The sequence below is a fragment of the Marinobacter sp. ATCH36 genome, assembly GCF_023555055.1.
GTDB lineage: Bacteria > Pseudomonadota > Gammaproteobacteria > Pseudomonadales > Oleiphilaceae > Marinobacter.
This window is the reverse complement of the sequence record NZ_JAMJPL010000002.1, coordinates 655342-672370: the sequence shown is the minus strand read 5'-3', so window position 1 is coordinate 672370 and position 17029 is coordinate 655342. Positions and strand designations below refer to the sequence as shown.

Sequence of the window (17029 nt, the reverse complement as noted above, 5' to 3'; positions counted from 1 at the left end):
TTGAGGTCCCTGAAGAGCCGTTCAAGACCAGGACGTTGATAGGTCGGGTGTGTAAGCGCTGCGAGGCGTTGAGCTAACCGATACTAATTGCTCGTGCGGCTTGACTATATAACACCCAAGACAATTGCGGATAACGCAACGAAATCAACATCACACGTTCCATCTCGTCCACCCAGTGATCAACCGTTTTGCCTGACGACCATAGCGGTCTGGAACCACCTGATCCCATCCCGAACTCAGCCGTGAAACAGACCAGCGCCGATGGTAGTGTGGCTTCTGCCCATGTGAGAGTAGGTCATCGTCAGGCTCTTAATACCGAAAAACCCCGTCAGCAAACGCTGCCGGGGTTTTTTATTGGCGGATGAAAAGTGCTTCAGTGATATACTTCCGGAAAACACTCGTTGAATCGTTCTGACGGAGATTGCTATGTCCGCTACAGACCACCTTGTTATCTTTGATACCACTTTACGCGACGGTGAGCAGAGTCCCGGCGCCACCATGACAAAAGCGGAAAAGCTGCGCATCGCAAAGGTGCTGGAAAAACTCCGTGTTGATGTAATCGAAGCCGGTTTTGCAATTGCCAGCCAGGGCGATTTCGAGGCGGTGAAAGGCATAGCGGAGTCCATAAAAGGCTCTACTATTTGCAGCCTCGCCAGAGCGCTGGACAAGGATATTGATCGGGCCGCGGAAGCAGTTAGACCGGCTGAACGCGGCCGGATACACACGTTCATTGCAACCTCCCCCATTCATATGAAACACAAGCTGCAGATGCAGCCTGATGAAGTGGTGGCGCAGGCGGTCAGGTCGGTAAAACGCGCCCGTGGTCATGTGGATGATGTTGAGTTTTCCTGTGAAGACGCCGGCCGCTCAGAACTCGACTTCCTGTGCCGTATTATTGAAGCGGCGATAAAGGCCGGAGCAACCACCATCAATATCCCTGACACAGTGGGGTACGCCATTCCGGAGCAGTTCGGTGAGACAATCCGTCAGTTGCTAAACCGTGTGCCGAATGCGGATAAAGCGGTCTTTTCCGTACATTGCCACAATGACCTTGGTCTTGCGGTTGCCAATTCTTTGGCTGCGGTAAGCAGTGGTGCCCGTCAGGTGGAGTGCACTATCAATGGGCTGGGCGAGCGTGCCGGTAATGCCTCCCTGGAAGAGCTGGTAATGGCTGTACGTACTCGTCAGGATCTCTATACCATCGATACCCGCATTGATACACAGCACATTGTTCCCGCGTCGCGACTTGTATCCACCATTACAGGGTTTCCTGTGCAGCCCAACAAGGCAATTGTCGGTGCAAACGCCTTTGCTCACGAGTCGGGAATCCATCAGGATGGCGTTCTGAAGCATCGGGAAACCTACGAGATCATGCGTGCTCAGGACGTCGGCTGGCACACCAACAGCCTTGTGCTCGGCAAGCACTCAGGCCGAAACGCTTTCCGTTCACGTCTGCTGGAGCTGGGGATTCAGTTCGAGACTGAAACCGAGCTCAACGAGGCGTTCACCCGTTTCAAGGCCCTGGCGGATCTGAAGCACGAGATTTTCGATGAGGATCTCCAGGCAATTGCCAGTGACACCCGCCAAAAAGAGGAAGATGGCCGGTATGGTCTTGTTACCATGCAGGTGTGCTCCGAAACCGGTGTTGTGCCGAAGGCCTACCTGACGCTGTTGATGGATGGCAAGGAGCACAAGGTCGACGCCGAAGGCAGTGGCCCGGTAGATGCGACGTTCAAGGCTATTGAATCCCTTGTGGATTCGGGCTGTAATCTTCAGCTCTATTCAGTAAACAACATTACCAGTGGAACCGATGCGCAGGGCGAAGTGACTGTGCGCCTTGAAAGGGGCGGTCGGATTGTAAACGGCGTAGGGGCTGATACCGATATCATTATTGCTTCTGCAAAGGCTTACATTGAAGCGCTCAACCTGATCAGCCGTGGTGGAATCCGGCAGCATCCCCAAGGAGCTGACGTCTGAGCACTAAAGTTAGTAACGGATCATTACTATGATGTCAGAGGCAGAGCGCCAGTATTACCTGGGAAGGGTCGGTGTCCATCTCTGGTATGCCCGCGCGCCCCTACCCGGCGCGGCTCCCAGTCCCGAATTCCGGTTTCCGTTAGACGACAGTACTCCGGAGCCTGAATCGGATCGGATAGTAACACGCTCTTCGCAGCCGTCAGCGCGGCGTAGTGTCAGCGATGGTGCGGCCAAGGATCGACTTGCCGGTCTGCAGGCGTTAATGGCGAACACCAAATCAGAAACCCATGAGGACACAGGGACTGTCGTACCAGAAGAGCCAGTTGATACCGATGCCGTCGAGTCACCCACTGCTGTAGCGGATGTGCTATTGCCGAAGGATCTATCTGCTGTTTCAGATACGGCTGCTGAACCCGATATGCAGGGCAAAATTGACGCGCATCTGGGCTTCTGGGTATCCGAGCACTTTGTGCTTGTCAGCAATGTATCGGAAGAGGCCAGTGAGCAATTGCAGAACACGCTTGCTGAAAATATTCTTGCGTCGATCGGAGGTTCCATCGTTAAAGAGGCCATCCACATCCGCTGGCCGGTTTTCGGGAACCCGCGGGTGCCTGGTAATAGCATCGATGATTTTGGGCAGGTTCTTCGGTCTGTCAGCAAGGGTTTCGGATCCAGAAAACTGCTGCTATTGGGCGTTCTGCCAGATGACATGCCCTCAGGTCGGTCTGAATGGCTGGTAACTGCTTTGGGAGCTTCCTGTGTTGATTTCCCCCGGAGTCTGGCCGAACTGGCTGCGGCGCCGGCCTACAAGCGTGAGCTTTGGCAACAACTCAAAGTCGCTGTCGGAGTCTGAACTGTGCCCCGAGACGTCTACCCTAAGGTCGAAGTCAGTGATATGACGATCAGGGCTCTGTGCGAGGATGACTTGCCTGAAGTTCTTGATATCGAACGCCAGGGCTATTCCTTTCCCTGGAGCGAATCGGTATTCCGCGGCTGCTTTCGTCCGGACTATCGGCTGTGGGCTCTGGATATCGGCGACGGACTCTCAGGCTATGCAGTGGTTGCGTATATGGCGGGTGAGGCGCATTTACTGAACCTGTGTGTTGCTGCCGGCCAGAGGAGGTCGGGTGCCGGCCGGCGACTGCTGAGGCATCTGGTTGCGGAATCCGCACGGGACGGTATGTCGCAGGTTCTTCTGGAAGTACGGAACAGTAATGACGGCGCGCTGGATTTGTATGTCAGCGAAGGCTTCTCTGTCATTGGTCGCCGCCCCGGTTATTACCCCGGGGGCCAGGAGCGGGAAGATGCGTTAGTGATGGCCTTGCAGACACGCACTCGCGTGAGTGGGCTATTATCCTTATAATGGCGTCCGTTTTTTCAGACTCTCCGATTCAGGCTTTTACCAATTATGACCAGCATTGCCAGCGAAGTATCCCATCGCCGCACATTTGCGATTATCTCGCATCCGGATGCCGGTAAAACCACGATTACAGAGAAAGTACTCCTGTTCGGCCAGGCCATACAGAAGGCTGGCACGGTGAAGGGCAAGAAATCCGGTCAGCACGCCAAGTCCGACTGGATGGAGATGGAGAAAGAGCGTGGTATTTCCGTCACCACGTCAGTGATGCAGTTCCCTTACGGTGGCAGGCTGGTGAATCTGCTGGACACTCCTGGCCACGAAGACTTCTCCGAGGATACATACCGGACCTTGACTGCTGTCGACTCGTGTCTGATGGTCATTGACAGTGCAAAAGGTGTCGAGGAGCGAACCATCAAGCTGATGGAAGTAACCCGGCTAAGGGACACCCCGATTCTTACCTTCATGAACAAGCTGGACCGTGAAACCAGGGACCCGGTGGAATTGATGGACGAAGTAGAAGAGGTCCTCAAGATCGCCTGTGCCCCGATCACCTGGCCCATCGGCATGGGTAAGAATTTCAAGGGCGTCTACCACCTGACTCGGGATGAAGTGATTCTCTACAAATCGGGGCAAGGACATACGATCCAGGAGAAGCGGGTTATCAACGGTATCGATAATCCAGAGCTGGACACAATTCTTGGCACTTATGCGGATGAGCTGAGGGGCGAGATCGAACTGGTGAAGGGTGCGTCCCATGAGTTCGATCAAGAGGCGTTCCTTGCCGGCGAACTTACTCCGGTGTTCTTCGGGACGGCCCTTGGCAACTTTGGTGTCGACCACATGCTCGATGGGCTTGTGGAATGGGCGCCGGAACCGCAGCCACGGGAAACGGACCAGCGTCTGGTTGAACCTGCTGAAGATGTTTTTTCCGGCTTTGTTTTCAAGATCCAGGCCAATATGGATCCTCAGCATCGGGATCGCGTGGCGTTTCTCAGGATCGTTTCGGGGCGTTACCATCAGGGCATGAAAGCGCGCCATGTTCGCATCGGTAAAGAAGTTCGGTTCTCCGATGCGTTAACCTTTATGGCAGGGGACAGGGAGCATGCAGGCGAAGCCTTTGCCGGTGACATTATAGGTCTGCACAACCATGGCACGATCCAGTTGGGGGACACGTTTACCTCCGGCGAAGATATGAAATTTACCGGCATCCCCAACTTTGCGCCGGAGCTCTTCCGCAGGATTCGCTTGAAAGACCCGTTAAAATCCAAGCAGTTGCAGAAAGGCTTGATTCAGCTTGCCGAAGAGGGGGCCGTTCAGGTTTTCCGGCCGTTGCGTAATAACGACCTGATTGTGGGTGCCGTCGGCGTACTGCAGTTTGATGTGGTGGTCAGCCGTCTCAAGAGTGAATACAAGGTAGAGGCGGTATATGAGCCGATCAACGTCGCAACTGCCCGCTGGGTGACATCGTCTGACGAGCGCAAGCTGGATGAGTTTGAGCGCAAAGCCAACGACTTTCTGGCGCTGGATGGTAGTGATCGTCTGACCTACATTGCCCCGACCATGGTCAATCTGCAGCTGGCCCAGGAAAGGTATCCGGATGTCAGCTTCCACAAAACCCGGGAGCACTAGATAGGCTGGGGTGGTGAATGAGACTCATCGACGCACATTGCCATTTCGATTTTGCGGAATTCGACGGGCGTCGTGAGGCTGTGCTTGAGGAGGCTCACGGAGCCGGCCTGTCCAGCCTGGTGATTCCCGGCGTGCGCCGCCGCGACTGGGACAGGGTGAAACAGGTTGCCGCGGAACATGAGGGGATTTACTACTGTCTCGGAATCCATCCCTGGTATTTCGGTGAGCATAACGATGACGACCTGACTGCCCTCGGTGAGGCGCTCGTGAGTCATCCCGGCCATTGCGTTGCATTGGGAGAGTGTGGGCTCGATCGTCTGCATGGCGAACTGAAAGACCAGTTTTACTGGTTCGAGGCACAGGTCGACATTGCAAGACAGACACACTTTCCACTTGTTGTGCATTCGGTGAAGACTCATGACGAAGTGCATGAAGTGCTGCGGCGAAAACGCTTTTCGGGGCGGGTGCTAGTGCATGGATTTTCGGGCAGCTACCAGCAGGCGTCAAAGTTGATTGATCTGGGCTGTTTTATCGGTGTTGGCGGTGTTATTACCCACGCCCGGGCCCGAAAGACCCGGGATACCATTGCCCGTTTACCTATCGATGCGTTGGTTCTGGAGACGGACGCACCGGACATGGCCCCGGAGGGAGTGGCCCCGGGGCACAATTCACCTGCATATCTGCCGTCTATTTTCAGTGCTCTCGCAGACTTGCGCGGTGAGAACCGCGAGGACCTGGCTGGCGCGCTGCTTGGCAATGTCCAGCGTCTCTATGGCTGGAATGAAATCGGATCATCCGAGCGTTAAGGCCTGTTTTTCTCAGCAGTGAGCGTGGGTATTGGTGAATGAGTAAGTGAATAACGAAACGGCCCGCTTCAGGGTTGGCTTTCCTTGGTGGTTCGGATATACTTCGCGCCCTGGCTTTTCAAGGCGATGCCATCATCTCAGCCCCGAATGATGTCACTGCCGCATAACATACAGGTAAAGATCCTCCTCCGGATGCCAAGCATTTACCGGTGGCGGTTTTTAACGTTTCTTATATAGCGTTCAAGGCGGAATCAATGAAGACTCTGAGTGCGAAACCAGAAACAGTAACGCGTGACTGGTACGTTGTAGACGCAGCCGGCAAGACGCTGGGTCGTCTGTCAACTGAAATCGCCCTTCGTCTGCGGGGCAAGCACAAGCCTGAGTACACCCCTCATGTCGACACTGGTGATTACATAGTGGTTATCAATGCCAGTCAGGTACGGGTTACCGGCAAAAAAGCATCTGACAAGATGTACTACAGTCACACCGGCTTTCCGGGTGGAATCAAATCCATCAACTTCGAGAAGCTGGTCGACAAGGCTCCTGAGCAAATCATCCAGAAGTCTGTCAAAGGCATGCTTCCAAATGGCCCGCTCGGTCGTGCCATGTTCAAGAAGCTGAAAATTTATGCCGGCGCTGAGCATCCTCATGCAGCCCAGCAGCCCAAAGAACTCGACATTTAACGGAAGGCGGATATGTCTGTAGCACAAAATTACGGTACTGGTCGCCGCAAGACATCCACGGCTCGGGTTTTTATCAAGCCGGGAAGCGGTAACATTTCCATCAATGGTCGCACTATCGAGCAGTTTTTCGGTCGTGACACTCTGCGTATGATCGTTCGTCAGCCTCTCGTGGTTGCCGACTCCACCGATCGGTTTGATATCAATATCACCGTGAAAGGTGGTGGAAGTAGTGGTCAGGCGGGCGCGATTCGTCACGGGCTTACCCGGGCCCTGATGGATTACGACGAGACTCTGCGTCCTGCTCTGCGCAAAGAGGGTTACGTTACTCGTGATGCTCGTAAGGTTGAGCGTAAGAAAGTTGGTCTGCGCAAGGCGCGTAAGCGTCCTCAGTTCTCCAAGCGTTAAGTTCGCTGGAGCAGACCCGAAGAACCCGGTCCGTTGGCCGGGTTTTTTTATGGATTCAAAATCAATATCAATTTGATCCGGAACAGGTAATGGTCCGGCCTGAGAGCTTTCCGACTTGTAAGGGCAGGGTAATTTCATTACCATTTGAGCGCTTATATTTTTGGGTTGAGAGAAGTCCTTTTCGATGTGCAGGTTCCCTTTAGACAGGGCTGCATGTCGCCTGATGGGAGAAAACCATAATGAATAATGGCGACGTGAGCCAAGGCAGGCGCCGATTTCTGATCGGTGCCACGTCTGTGGTGGGTGGTGTCGGCGTCGTCGGTGCGGCCGTGCCTTTCGTAGCATCCTGGAATCCCAGTGCCAAAGCGGAAGCAGCCGGTGCACCGGTAACCGTCAATGTCAGTAAGCTTGAGCCGGGTCAGCAGATGACTGTTGAGTGGCGCGGAAAACCGGTGTGGGTCATTCGTCGCACCGACGAAATGAATGAGAACATTCGCAAGCTCGATGATCGCGTGAAAGACCCGCTTTCCGAGGATGCGGCGCAGCCAGCCTATATTGATGGTGAATTGCGTGCTATCAAGGAAGACTACGCTGTCATTGTCGGCATTTGTACGCATCTGGGTTGTTCACCCACGTTCCGGCCCGAGGTGGCTCCTGCTGACCTTGGTGAAGACTGGCTTGGCGGATTTTACTGCGCTTGTCACGGTTCACGATTCGACCTCGCTGGCCGTGTCTTTCCGGGTATGCCGGCACCAACGAATCTTGAGGTGCCTCCCTATCGCTACGACGACGAGAATACCCTGACCGTCGGTCTGGATCCTGAGGGGGCCGCGTAATGAACAAGTTAGTAAACTGGGTTGACGAGCGTCTCCCGATTGTTGAAGCGTGGAACAAGCACTTGGGCAAGTACTACGCGCCCAAGAACTTCAACATGTGGTATTTCTTCGGCTCGCTGGCCATGCTGGTGCTGGTCAACCAGCTGATCACCGGTATATGGCTGACCATGAGCTATAACCCCTCCGGCGAGGGGGCCTTCGCGTCCGTGGAATACATCATGCGTGACGTGGAGTGGGGCTGGTTGCTGCGTTATCTGCACTCCACCGGCGCTTCTGCGTTTTTCGTGGTGGTGTACCTCCACATGTTCCGTGGCTTGATGTATGGCTCATACCAAAAGCCTCGTGAGCTGATCTGGATCTTCGGTATGCTGATCTACCTGGTGCTTATGGCAGAAGCCTTTATGGGTTATCTGCTGCCCTGGGGACAGATGTCCTATTGGGGTGCTCAGGTTATTGTGAACCTCTTCGGTGCCATTCCGGTGATTGGTGACGATTTGTCGCTGTGGATTCGTGGTGACTACCTGATTTCCGGTATTACACTGAACCGCTTCTTTGCATTACACGTCGTCGCATTGCCGATCGTCCTTCTCGGTCTGGTGGTGTTGCATATCCTTGCACTGCACGAAGTGGGCTCCAACAATCCTGACGGTATCGACATCAAGAAGAACAAGGATGAAAACGGTGTGCCCAAAGATGGCATTCCATTCCACCCCTATTACACCGTGCACGACCTGATGGGGGTTGGTGTTTTCTTCTTTATCTTCTTTATAGTGGTGTTCTTCTTCCCGGAGATGGGTGGCCTGTTCCTTGAGAAGCCGAACTTCGAGCCGGCGAACCCCCTCAAGACGCCGGACCACATCGCGCCAGTGTGGTACTTCACGCCGTTCTACGCGATGCTACGGGCGGTGACAGTTGACCTCTTCGGCCTGGATGCCAAGTTCTGGGGTGTTGTCGTCATGGGCGGCGCCATTGCGATATTGTTTGTCCTGCCCTGGCTGGATAGAAGCCCGGTTCGCTCCATGCGTTACAAGGGGTGGCTGAGCAAGATTGCCCTGGCGATCTTTGCGGTGAGCTTTGTCATCCTGGGGTATCTCGGTATCGTTCCGGCGACAGAGGGTCGTACTATCGTTGCGCAGATTCTGACAACGCTCTACTTCCTCTACTTTATTCTCATGCCGTTCTATACGCGTATGGAGAAAACCAAGCCAGTTCCAGAGAGGGTGACAGGATAATGAGAAAGCTGATAGTTGGTCTTTTCATAGCGATCCTGCCAGCCCTCGGGCTGGCGGCCGGGCCATCCGTTGAACTGGATACCATGGAACCGGACCACACCAACAAGGAGTCTCTTCAGCGTGGTGCGGCCCTGTTTACGAACTACTGCATGGGGTGTCACTCCATGGAGTACGCTCGTTACAAGCGGGTATCGGATGATCTGGGCATTCCGCAGGAGCTTTACGAGGAGAATCTGATCTTCACCGGCGCGAAAATCGGTGAACTGATGAAAAACTCCATGAGCAAGGATATGGCTGCGGACTGGTTCGGTGCTCCGCCACCGGATCTTACGCTCGAGTCCCGCCTTCGTGGTGAGGACTGGATCTATTCTTACCTGCGTGGCTTCTACAAGGACGATACTCGTCCGCTGGGCGTAAACAACGTTGTCTTTGACAACGTCGGCATGCCCCATGTCATGGCAGATCTGCAAGGCCTGTGTGCTGTAGAGCCGCGAATTGGCGAAGGTGCCAGCGTTGACCCTCTTAGTGGCGATGTCCGTAACGCGGACACGTGCCCCCAGTGGGAAACCGAGGGCTCCATGTCACCAGCGGAATTCAACAGCGCCATGTATGACCTGACCAATTTCATGTCCTACATGGGCGATCCGGTAAAGGTTGAGCGTGAAAGGCTTGGTATGTTCGCCCTGATCTTCGTGGCGATCTTCTTTATCTTTGCCTACCTGCTTAATCGGGAATACTGGAAGGACGTACACTGAGATTTCAGGTATAATCCTTATCCCTGAGTTCCAGCGGGCAATTGCCGGCCCGCTGGATTTTTGCGTTTTTCAGGGTCAATTCGGTTAGTCAAATCGTGAGGTAGTTCTATGGGCGTTGTGACCAAGCGGTCATCAATGACGTTTTTCTCGGACCCGGCCAGTCATTACAGCCACAGAGTCCGCATTGTACTGGCAGAAAAGGGCGTAACGGTTGACGTCGTTAACGTTGATCCGGACAACCCTCCCGGAGAGCTGGCTGACCTGAACCCGTATAATGCCCTGCCGACGCTGGTGGATCGTGACCTTGTGCTCTATGAGCCCAACATCATGATGGAATATCTGGATGAGCGTTTCCCGCATCCACCCTTGCTTCCGGTATACCCGGTTGCCCGGGCGAACAGCCGGCTGATGATTCATCGCATCCAGAAAGACTGGTGCGGGCTGGTAGATCAGATTCTTGCCCAGCCTAACGCCAAAGCCTCTGATGTCGCTCGCAAAGAGCTTCGTGAGAGTCTGCTGGCCACTGCTCCGCTGTTTGGCGAAATGCCATTTTTCCTGTCGGAAGAATTCACCATTGTGGACTGCTGTATCGCACCGATTCTTTGGCGTTTGCCGTCTCTGGGCATTGAGCTCAATGAGAAGCAGGCAAAACCGCTTCAAAAGTATATGGATAGCATTTTCAGTCGTGAAGGGTTCAAGGCGAGCCTGTCGGACCTGGAAGAAGATATTCGCAGTTGATTTGCAGAGCCTGAAACCGGTTCAGGAGAAAGGCAGTGCCTGATAGCAAGATAACCATGACATCGAGCCGTCCCTATCTCGTCAGGGCGTTCAATGAATGGATTCTCGAAAACGACTGTACTCCCTACATTGTGGTGGATGCAGGCGTTCAGGGGGTCCAGGTTCCTACTGAACACGTCGCCAACGGGCAAATCGTGCTCAATATCAGCCCCGGAGCTGTCCGGGGCCTGGTGATCGGCAACGGCGCGCTGGAGTTCAGCGCTCGCTTTGGCGGTGTGCCTATGCAGGTGTTTATTCCTCTGCAAGCGGTTATGGCGGTCTACGCCAAGGAGAATGGCGAGGGCATGGTGTTTGGCAGCGAGCCAGGTTCGCCGGATCCGGAAGGCCCCGATGGGGACACCACCGGTACCGGTGATGACGGGCAAAGTGGAGATCGACCCAGTGGCCGGCCAACACTCAAGGTGGTGAAGTAACGCTTCGCTATCCTGGAAGCAGTATCAAGCCATAAAAGCCAGCTGCGAAACCAGCTGGCTTTTTTGCTATCCGTTACCCGCCGAAGAGTTTTTCGTCAATCAGCCCGCACAGGGCGTTGATAATGACCAGCATGATAGGCGTTGCTGCAGTCGGTGAAAGATTGTCGAGCGCAATCTCATGATCTTCGGGGTGTAGCAGTGACGTGATGTCGGTTTTTTCCTTGGCACTGAGCACCACCACATTCATTTCCCTGTCATGGGCTGCCTGTATTGCCTGTATGAGATTGGCTTTGTGGCCATCGTCAACAAACACCATTAACACATCGTTGGTTTTGCCAATGGCCCGCACTTGCCTGGAAAATGTGTCGTTGAAACGATTGTCGCGGCAGATCGCAGAATAGGTTGTTGCGTCTGCTCCAAGGTTGATCGCCGGTAGTGCCGGGCGATCCTGCTCGAATCGATTCAGCAGGGCGGTACAGAAGTACTGGGCCAGGATGTTGGCATTACCGTTGGCACAGGTAATAATCTTGCCGTCACTGAGCAGGGTGCCAACGAGGGCGTCCGAGGCTCTTTCTATGCCCGGCGCTGAGGAGCTGGCAGCGTGCGCGGTGTGCTCCATATGATTGGCGAACCATTGATTTATCTGTTGTTCTGTATCGGTCATAGTCAGGCCTGGATGGCGTTCTTGATCCATTGTATCCGGTATTTTGTGCGTTCACCCGGGGCGATAGCAACAACGTCGATTCGGCTATAGGCATTCCACAGACCATGCTTGTGGAGATAGAACGAGGCCGCCCTGATCAGTCGCTTCTGTTTGGTAGGAGTTATGGATTCCGCCGCGCTGGCGAGGCTGCCACTTCCCCGGAAGCGAACTTCGAAAAAGACCAGGGTTCCGTTATCAATGCCGACCAAGTCAATTTCACCGCCACGGCTGAAGACGTTTCGTTCAAGGATATTAACGCCACGACTCATCAGGTAGCGTGCGGCGACACCCTCCGCAACGTTGCCGGTCGCCTTTCGGGTTTTCTGATCGCCGTCCATGGCTACACTCTGTGTTTGTTATTCCTGTCTGGGCAGCTCGTCGATTTCCTGTACTTCGCTGGCCGTGGGCTCTTCAAGTTCCGGCAGTCTCTCCGGGGTTCCGTTGCGGAAGCGTGCCCACAGTTGTTCCCGGTGAATGCTGCCGTCAGGAGTCATGGCCATTTCACCGGTCTGTCCGTCAATGGTTGCGCCGTCAACATGCTGGAGCAGGGGAAGGCGCTTGCTCAGTTGCCAGGCGTCTGCGCCCATGGCGAACAGGCGACCAAGCTGGCCTTTGATATCCGGCATGACGTCTTTCACAACCGCACGGAACTGGTTGTCTTCTTCAAGTATCCAGGGAGTGTCGGTAAAAATAACGTCATTCAGGTCGCGATCCCGGGATGGGTCCGGATTGCCCTCATAGACCATGGAGGGAGAGTAAACCGGCAGGTCGCCACCAAAATAGAAGGCGAATAATGGCTTGAACTGTCTTGCAACCGTAGGCTCGGCGACCATAACGATGCCATCAGCATCCTGCCGGCGCCTCGGTTCGAACTCTACGTCGATGCCGGCGGTGCGCTCAACATCAATGGCGCGATTACGGGAGACGGTGATCCCCAGCAAATCAGCGGTCACTGCTCGCAGATTGTCTTCGCGGAAGTAGCGCTCTATATCTAACGCGACACCTTCCTTTTGTTCCAGGCGTTGCAGCAGGGCGCCCTCAAGTCTGTCACCCCACTCCCCAGCAGGGATCAGTACAAGAATCTGGTTGATACCCTCGGCCGCCAAGCGGTCGGCGATCTGTCGTGCTTCATCTTCTGCGGAGAGACCGAACTGGTACAGCCCGGAAGGAGCTTCAGTATTCGAGGGCAAATAATTCAGCCCAAGAACCGGAACCGGCAATGATTCCATATCAGACAATGTGGCCAGTGCGTCCTTCTCCAGCGGGCCGACGATCAGGTCCTGATTCTCATCGGCCAGTTCGCGATAAAGTTGGGGGAAGGAGCGGTCAGACGTGTCCACGACCCGGACGCTGATCTTGGAGCGATCCGCGGAATCGTCCTCATAATAGGCAGCGAAGAAGCCATCGCGGATGGCCGCGCCGGCGCTGGATAGGGGACCGCTGAGTGGAACTGCCAGTGTGATTCTTTCCGGGCGGGTCTCGGCCAGGCTGGCAATAAGCTGCAGCTCTGCTGGCGGCATAGAGGCTGCGGGATGGTCCGGCCAGTTGTTTTGCCAGCTGCGGATCATTCTGCCTTGCTCGTCCAGGCTGGCATCCGGCTCTCTGAGAATGCCCGCCAGCTCAAGCCAGCCCTGAGCCTGATAACCGATAGCGCGACCCTCCACATCCGCGAGTTCACTGTCAGAGGTCTTTTTCAGATTCTGCCAGATGGCGTCGTGGAGTGACTGGGTGTCTGCGTCGGTGTCTGCCTCTGCCAGAAGTATCAGGGTGACGGCAGCTGCCAGGTTATCGTCCGCAAGCACGTAGGTCTGCTCCTGGAGTCTTCCTGCACGGTTGATCAGGCCCGGTTCGAAGTTGAGAAAAAAATCGGGTTCAATCCGTGATGCGACTTCCGCTGCCCACCGGGCATCGTCCAGGGCTGTTGCGCTTGCCATCGACAGGAGCGCCAGTTGGTTAGCGGTTTCGTCGTCAGGTGAGTCAAACTGGTCACTTTGCAGGAGTGTTCTGGCGTCCCGGTGCTGGTTCTGACTCTGAAATCTGTCCGCGGCGCGTAACAGGTAGGCCTGTGCCTCTCTCCGGTCGGATACAATGGCAGCGACATCAAGGGCTTCGTTGGCGCTCTCGGCAACGTGAGATTCGAGGTTCACACTGGCGCAACCCGCAAACAGCAGTGCCAACGCCATCATTAGGGCGGTGATTCTCAGGTTCAGACGGTATCTGGTCATGGCTGGCTCACAATACTCCGGGTTATTACGCTTGTGGCGCCGGGTAATCGGCGGCATCATGCCGGAAGCCCTGTTCCCGCCGGGCTTCCTGTAATTGGTTTGCTTAATCAGGCCCGCAAGTTTAACAGCTCCCACGTGAATTCACATGACGTTGGTGTCATGCGCTGGAGCAAAAGAGAGGTGTTCGTGCATTCCGAGAATCATCAGCCAGAATACTCTGGCACACTCTATATAGTGGCTACTCCCATCGGTAATCTGGACGATATGTCTCCCAGGGCCGCGACGATTTTATCACGGGTTTCAGTGATCGCAGCAGAAGATACCCGGCATAGTGGTCGCCTGATGCAGCACCTGGGTATAAGCAAGCCCATGATGGCGTTACACGATCATAATGAGCGGGACAAGGTCGGTCAGGTTCTGGACAGGCTTGCTGCCTCCCAGGACGTTGCGCTGATTTCCGATGCAGGCACGCCGCTGATCTCTGATCCGGGCTATGTGCTTGTGCGCGAGGCGCGGCTGCGAGGGTTTCGGGTCAGCCCGGTGCCCGGGGCCTGCGCTCTTGTTTCAGCGCTGAGTGCAGCGGGTCTGCCGACCGACCGTTTCCTGTTCGAGGGGTTTCTGCCGGCCAAGCGGGGCGCAAGAAAAGCTGCACTGGAGCGACTGGCCAGAGAGACGGCAACCCTGGTGTTCTATGAATCGCCGCACCGAATTGTTGATGCTGTCAGGGATATCGAACTGGTCATGGGAAGCGAGCGGGAGCTGGTGTTGGCGCGGGAGCTTACGAAAGCCTTCGAGACATTCTATGCAGGTGCAGCGAGGTCGGTGGCAGAGGCTCTTGAGGCCGACCCCCACGGCAGTCGCGGCGAATTCGTGGTTATGGTGCACGGTGCCAGCGATGCAGAAACTGCCGTTGGCTCAATCGAAGTGGATCGTGTATTGAGTCTACTGTTGAGGGAATTGCCGGTGAAAAAGGCGGCGAAGCTGGCGGCGGATTTGACGGGTAGCTCCAAGAACGAACTTTATCAGCGCGCGCTGGAGTTGAAGGCGGAATGACCGACGTGTTGATGTTTTGCGTTTTCCCTTGCCTGCCATCATGAGCTGGAGTATGGTCTCGCCCGAGCTCGCCAGACAGTCGCCGCCGGTTTTACCGGGGGAGGAAAGTCCGGGCTCCATAGGGCAAGGTGCCAGGTAACGCCTGGGCGGCGCGAGCCGACGGAAAGTGCAACAGAAAGTATACCGCCTAAGTGGCCGTGACATGTTCGCGGGCACCGGTAAGGGTGAAATGGTGCGGTAAGAGCGCACCGCGTGACTGGCAACAGTTCACGGCGATGGTAAACCCCACCTGGAGCAAGACCAAATAGGAATCCTATGGCGCGGCCCGCGCTGGATTCGGGTAGGTCGCTTGAGGCCTGTGGTGACGCAGGCCCTAGATGAATGACTGTCCCAGACAGAACCCGGCTTACCGGCGAGCTCTTTTTTTCTTTCCGCTTTGTGTGACATTTGTCATTCTCACCAGCAAGCTTTTATAGCCAAAAAATCTTAGAGCTCACTTTTCCTCTTCAGTTCTGTCTGCAGGTGATTGATTTTTAGGTTTTTCTTTTTCGTAATCTCCAGCCTTTCACCAATCTTGTTATGTAACCTCTTGTCATAAAAGGAACTTTCCCGAGTCTGGCGCTGTTCGCGGCGCTTGCATTGTGTATTGCGTGTTTCTATAGTGTGCACAAGTGGGAAAAAGTGGTTTCTAGTGGTTATTTGTGGTTTCTAAACCCCGGAATTGGTGCAAATGAGCAATTTTCTTGGCAGTCATGCCATCAATATGGATGCGAAGGGTCGCCTTGCGATCCCCGCCAAAGTGCGTGAGGAGCTCGCGCACGCCTGTGGCGGCCGCATTGTGTTGACGGCCAATGCCGATGAAGAGCGCTGTCTGTTGGTCTATCCGGAGCCGCAGTGGGAAGCACTGAGGCCACAGATCGAAGCCCTTCCCAACATGAACAAGGCGGCCCGCAGGCTGCAGCGCCTGCTGCTGGGGCATGCCACGCAGCTGGAGCTGGATTCTGCCGGCAGAATCCTGGTGCCGCCCACATTGCGCAGTTATGCGCGCCTCGAGAAAAAGCTGATGTTGATTGGTCAGGGCAAAAAACTGGAGCTCTGGAGTGAAGAGCGCTGGTTCGCATGGCTCGACGAGTCGTCGGATGAAGACGAAATGCCACCGGAAATGGAGGCACTGTCGCTATGACCACTGGCCGCGGACAGGGGCCGGCCGCGCAGTACCGGCATCGTTCTGTGCTCCTGGACTCGGCGGTCGATCTGCTGGTTAACGATCCGGATGGGATTTATATCGATGGCACCTTCGGTCGCGGTGGCCACAGTCGCCTGATTCTCAGTCAGCTTGGGTCGGGCGGAAAGCTGCTGGGTATCGACAAGGATCCTGAAGCTATGCGGGTAGCTCGTGAGCTTGCGCTTGAAGACTCGCGTTTTCGAGCGTTCCACGGCTCCTTTGCCGAATTGGGTAAGGCTGCCGACGCCGAGGGATGGATGAAGGTTAATGGCGTGCTGCTGGATCTTGGTGTCTCATCCCCGCAGCTGGATGACGCGACCCGGGGATTCAGCTTTATGCGGGATGGACCGCTGGATATGAGAATGGATCCGGGCCAGGCGCCGAGTGCGGCGCAGTGGCTGGCCGAAGCGGACGAAAAAGACATTGCGTACGTTATCTGGCGATACGGTGAGGAGAAGTTCTCCCGCCGTATCGCCCGTCTCGTTGTGGAGCGCCGTAAGGAAGCTCCGCTCGAGACCACACATCAACTGGCATCACTGGTGAGTGAGGCGGTTCCAAAAAAGGAAAAGCACAAGCATCCGGCTACCCGGACGTTTCAGGCAATCCGGATTTTTATCAACCGGGAGCTGGAAGACCTGGAAGCCGGGCTTGGTGCTGCCGCTGAAAAGCTGATGCCCGGTGGAAGGCTGGTGGTTATAAGCTTTCATTCACTGGAAGACCGGCTGGTCAAGCGGTTCATGCGGGACCTGGCTCGTGGCCCGAGGCTGCCAAAAGGCGTCCCGGTGACTGCGGAGCAGGAAGCATCGGCATTCCGGCTGATCGGCAAGGCGAACAAAGCGGATTCGGAAGAAGTGGGTGACAACGTACGGGCGAGAAGCGCGGTCATGCGTGTTCTTGAGCGGATATCGGAATAACACAAGTAAAACAGG

At 55.3% G+C, this 17029-nt stretch carries 18 protein-coding genes, 2 rRNA genes and 1 other RNA gene; 18 read left to right on the top strand and 3 right to left on the bottom strand.

Annotated features, from left to right (window positions below; all coding sequences use genetic code 11):
* The 14 genes from M8010_RS10905 to M8010_RS10840 form a co-directional block, all read left to right on the top strand.
* Positions 1-108 (top strand): 23S ribosomal RNA (locus M8010_RS10905); the annotation flags it as partial.
* An 83-nt stretch (positions 109-191) separates the two neighbouring features.
* A 5S ribosomal RNA gene (rrf, locus tag M8010_RS10900) occupies positions 192-307 on the top strand.
* 119 nt (positions 308-426) lie between these two features.
* Positions 427-1977 carry a 2-isopropylmalate synthase gene (locus M8010_RS10895; RefSeq protein WP_250091127.1) on the top strand — a complete coding sequence of 517 codons (1551 nt, stop codon included), beginning with the start codon at positions 427-429 and terminating at the stop codon, positions 1975-1977.
* 28 nt (positions 1978-2005) lie between these two features.
* On the top strand, positions 2006-2830 hold the full coding sequence (locus tag M8010_RS10890; RefSeq protein WP_250091126.1) for a hypothetical protein: 825 nt from the start codon (positions 2006-2008) through the stop codon (positions 2828-2830).
* A 3-nt stretch (positions 2831-2833) separates the two neighbouring features.
* Positions 2834-3340: a ribosomal protein S18-alanine N-acetyltransferase gene (gene rimI / locus M8010_RS10885; protein WP_250091125.1), complete on the top strand. Its 507-nt coding sequence runs from the start codon at positions 2834-2836 to the stop codon at positions 3338-3340.
* 45 nt (positions 3341-3385) lie between these two features.
* The gene (gene prfC, locus M8010_RS10880; RefSeq protein WP_250091123.1) at positions 3386-4966 is read left to right on the top strand and encodes a peptide chain release factor 3; all 1581 of its coding nucleotides are present in this window, start codon (positions 3386-3388) and stop codon (positions 4964-4966) included.
* A 17-nt stretch (positions 4967-4983) separates the two neighbouring features.
* Entirely contained in the window at positions 4984-5772 is a 789-nt protein-coding gene (locus M8010_RS10875; protein ID WP_250091121.1) for a TatD family hydrolase, read from the top strand.
* A gap of 254 nt (positions 5773-6026) precedes the next feature.
* Positions 6027-6455, top strand: coding sequence for a 50S ribosomal protein L13 (gene rplM / locus M8010_RS10870; RefSeq protein ID WP_250091119.1), 429 nt, complete (start codon positions 6027-6029; stop codon positions 6453-6455).
* Between the two features lie 12 nt (positions 6456-6467).
* Complete coding sequence (gene rpsI / locus M8010_RS10865; RefSeq protein ID WP_250091118.1) at positions 6468-6860, top strand: 30S ribosomal protein S9; 393 nt, start codon at positions 6468-6470, stop codon at positions 6858-6860.
* A 239-nt stretch (positions 6861-7099) separates the two neighbouring features.
* Positions 7100-7696 (top strand): ubiquinol-cytochrome c reductase iron-sulfur subunit, encoded by a 597-nt coding sequence (gene petA / locus M8010_RS10860; protein ID WP_250091116.1) that lies wholly within the window; start codon positions 7100-7102, stop codon positions 7694-7696.
* The gene (locus M8010_RS10855) at positions 7696-8928 is read left to right on the top strand and encodes a cytochrome b (RefSeq protein WP_250091114.1); all 1233 of its coding nucleotides are present in this window, start codon (positions 7696-7698) and stop codon (positions 8926-8928) included. The genes petA and M8010_RS10855 overlap by 1 nt, the downstream gene beginning before the upstream one ends.
* Positions 8928-9683 (top strand): cytochrome c1, encoded by a 756-nt coding sequence (locus tag M8010_RS10850; protein WP_250091112.1) that lies wholly within the window; start codon positions 8928-8930, stop codon positions 9681-9683. Before M8010_RS10855 ends, M8010_RS10850 begins: the two co-directional genes overlap by 1 nt.
* A 108-nt stretch (positions 9684-9791) precedes the next feature.
* Positions 9792-10421 carry a glutathione S-transferase N-terminal domain-containing protein gene (locus M8010_RS10845; protein ID WP_137437372.1) on the top strand — a complete coding sequence of 210 codons (630 nt, stop codon included), beginning with the start codon at positions 9792-9794 and terminating at the stop codon, positions 10419-10421.
* Positions 10422-10477: 56 nt separating this feature from the next.
* Positions 10478-10894 carry a ClpXP protease specificity-enhancing factor gene (locus M8010_RS10840; RefSeq protein ID WP_250091170.1) on the top strand — a complete coding sequence of 139 codons (417 nt, stop codon included), beginning with the start codon at positions 10478-10480 and terminating at the stop codon, positions 10892-10894.
* A 73-nt stretch (positions 10895-10967) separates the two neighbouring features.
* Here the strand turns inward: M8010_RS10840 and M8010_RS10835 are convergent, their stop codons facing one another.
* From M8010_RS10835 to M8010_RS10825, 3 genes are read right to left on the bottom strand one after another with little or no spacing between them, the layout of a single operon-like run.
* The gene (locus M8010_RS10835; protein ID WP_250091110.1) at positions 10968-11558 is read right to left on the bottom strand and encodes an SIS domain-containing protein; all 591 of its coding nucleotides are present in this window, start codon (positions 11556-11558) and stop codon (positions 10968-10970) included.
* 2 nt (positions 11559-11560) lie between these two features.
* Positions 11561-11935, bottom strand: coding sequence for a YraN family protein (locus M8010_RS10830; protein ID WP_250091107.1), 375 nt, complete (start codon positions 11933-11935; stop codon positions 11561-11563).
* A gap of 18 nt (positions 11936-11953) precedes the next feature.
* Complete coding sequence (locus M8010_RS10825) at positions 11954-13822, bottom strand: penicillin-binding protein activator (protein ID WP_250091105.1); 1869 nt, start codon at positions 13820-13822, stop codon at positions 11954-11956.
* Positions 13823-13981: 159 nt separating this feature from the next.
* On the opposite strand from M8010_RS10825, the gene rsmI reads away from it, so the two are divergent.
* The 4 genes from rsmI (at position 13982) to rsmH (ending at position 17014) form a co-directional block, all read left to right on the top strand.
* The gene (gene rsmI / locus M8010_RS10820; protein ID WP_250091169.1) at positions 13982-14875 is read left to right on the top strand and encodes a 16S rRNA (cytidine(1402)-2'-O)-methyltransferase; all 894 of its coding nucleotides are present in this window, start codon (positions 13982-13984) and stop codon (positions 14873-14875) included.
* Positions 14876-14938: 63 nt separating this feature from the next.
* Positions 14939-15300, top strand: an RNA gene (rnpB, locus tag M8010_RS10815) — RNase P RNA component class A.
* 305 nt (positions 15301-15605) lie between these two features.
* Positions 15606-16058: a division/cell wall cluster transcriptional repressor MraZ gene (gene mraZ / locus M8010_RS10810; RefSeq protein ID WP_250091104.1), complete on the top strand. Its 453-nt coding sequence runs from the start codon at positions 15606-15608 to the stop codon at positions 16056-16058.
* Complete coding sequence (gene rsmH, locus M8010_RS10805; protein WP_250091102.1) at positions 16055-17014, top strand: 16S rRNA (cytosine(1402)-N(4))-methyltransferase RsmH; 960 nt, start codon at positions 16055-16057, stop codon at positions 17012-17014. The genes mraZ and rsmH overlap by 4 nt, the downstream gene beginning before the upstream one ends.
* Positions 17015-17029 lie beyond the last annotated feature (15 nt).

Coding starts and splice junctions, on each gene's coding strand:
- M8010_RS10895 (WP_250091127.1), top strand. CDS start 427: ATGTCCGCTACAGACCACCTTGTTATCTTTGATACCACTTTACGCGAC.
- M8010_RS10890 (WP_250091126.1), top strand. CDS start 2,006: ATGATGTCAGAGGCAGAGCGCCAGTATTACCTGGGAAGGGTCGGTGTC.
- prfC (WP_250091123.1), top strand. CDS start 3,386: ATGACCAGCATTGCCAGCGAAGTATCCCATCGCCGCACATTTGCGATT.
- M8010_RS10875 (WP_250091121.1), top strand. CDS start 4,984: ATGAGACTCATCGACGCACATTGCCATTTCGATTTTGCGGAATTCGAC.
- rplM (WP_250091119.1), top strand. CDS start 6,027: ATGAAGACTCTGAGTGCGAAACCAGAAACAGTAACGCGTGACTGGTAC.
- rpsI (WP_250091118.1), top strand. CDS start 6,468: ATGTCTGTAGCACAAAATTACGGTACTGGTCGCCGCAAGACATCCACG.
- petA (WP_250091116.1), top strand. CDS start 7,100: ATGAATAATGGCGACGTGAGCCAAGGCAGGCGCCGATTTCTGATCGGT.
- M8010_RS10855 (WP_250091114.1), top strand. CDS start 7,696: ATGAACAAGTTAGTAAACTGGGTTGACGAGCGTCTCCCGATTGTTGAA.
- M8010_RS10850 (WP_250091112.1), top strand. CDS start 8,928: ATGAGAAAGCTGATAGTTGGTCTTTTCATAGCGATCCTGCCAGCCCTC.
- M8010_RS10845 (WP_137437372.1), top strand. CDS start 9,792: ATGGGCGTTGTGACCAAGCGGTCATCAATGACGTTTTTCTCGGACCCG.
- M8010_RS10840 (WP_250091170.1), top strand. CDS start 10,478: ATGACATCGAGCCGTCCCTATCTCGTCAGGGCGTTCAATGAATGGATT.
- M8010_RS10835 (WP_250091110.1), bottom strand. CDS start 11,558: ATGACCGATACAGAACAACAGATAAATCAATGGTTCGCCAATCATATG.
- M8010_RS10830 (WP_250091107.1), bottom strand. CDS start 11,935: ATGGACGGCGATCAGAAAACCCGAAAGGCGACCGGCAACGTTGCGGAG.
- M8010_RS10825 (WP_250091105.1), bottom strand. CDS start 13,822: ATGACCAGATACCGTCTGAACCTGAGAATCACCGCCCTAATGATGGCG.
- rsmI (WP_250091169.1), top strand. CDS start 13,982: ATGCGCTGGAGCAAAAGAGAGGTGTTCGTGCATTCCGAGAATCATCAG.
- mraZ (WP_250091104.1), top strand. CDS start 15,606: ATGAGCAATTTTCTTGGCAGTCATGCCATCAATATGGATGCGAAGGGT.
- rsmH (WP_250091102.1), top strand. CDS start 16,055: ATGACCACTGGCCGCGGACAGGGGCCGGCCGCGCAGTACCGGCATCGT.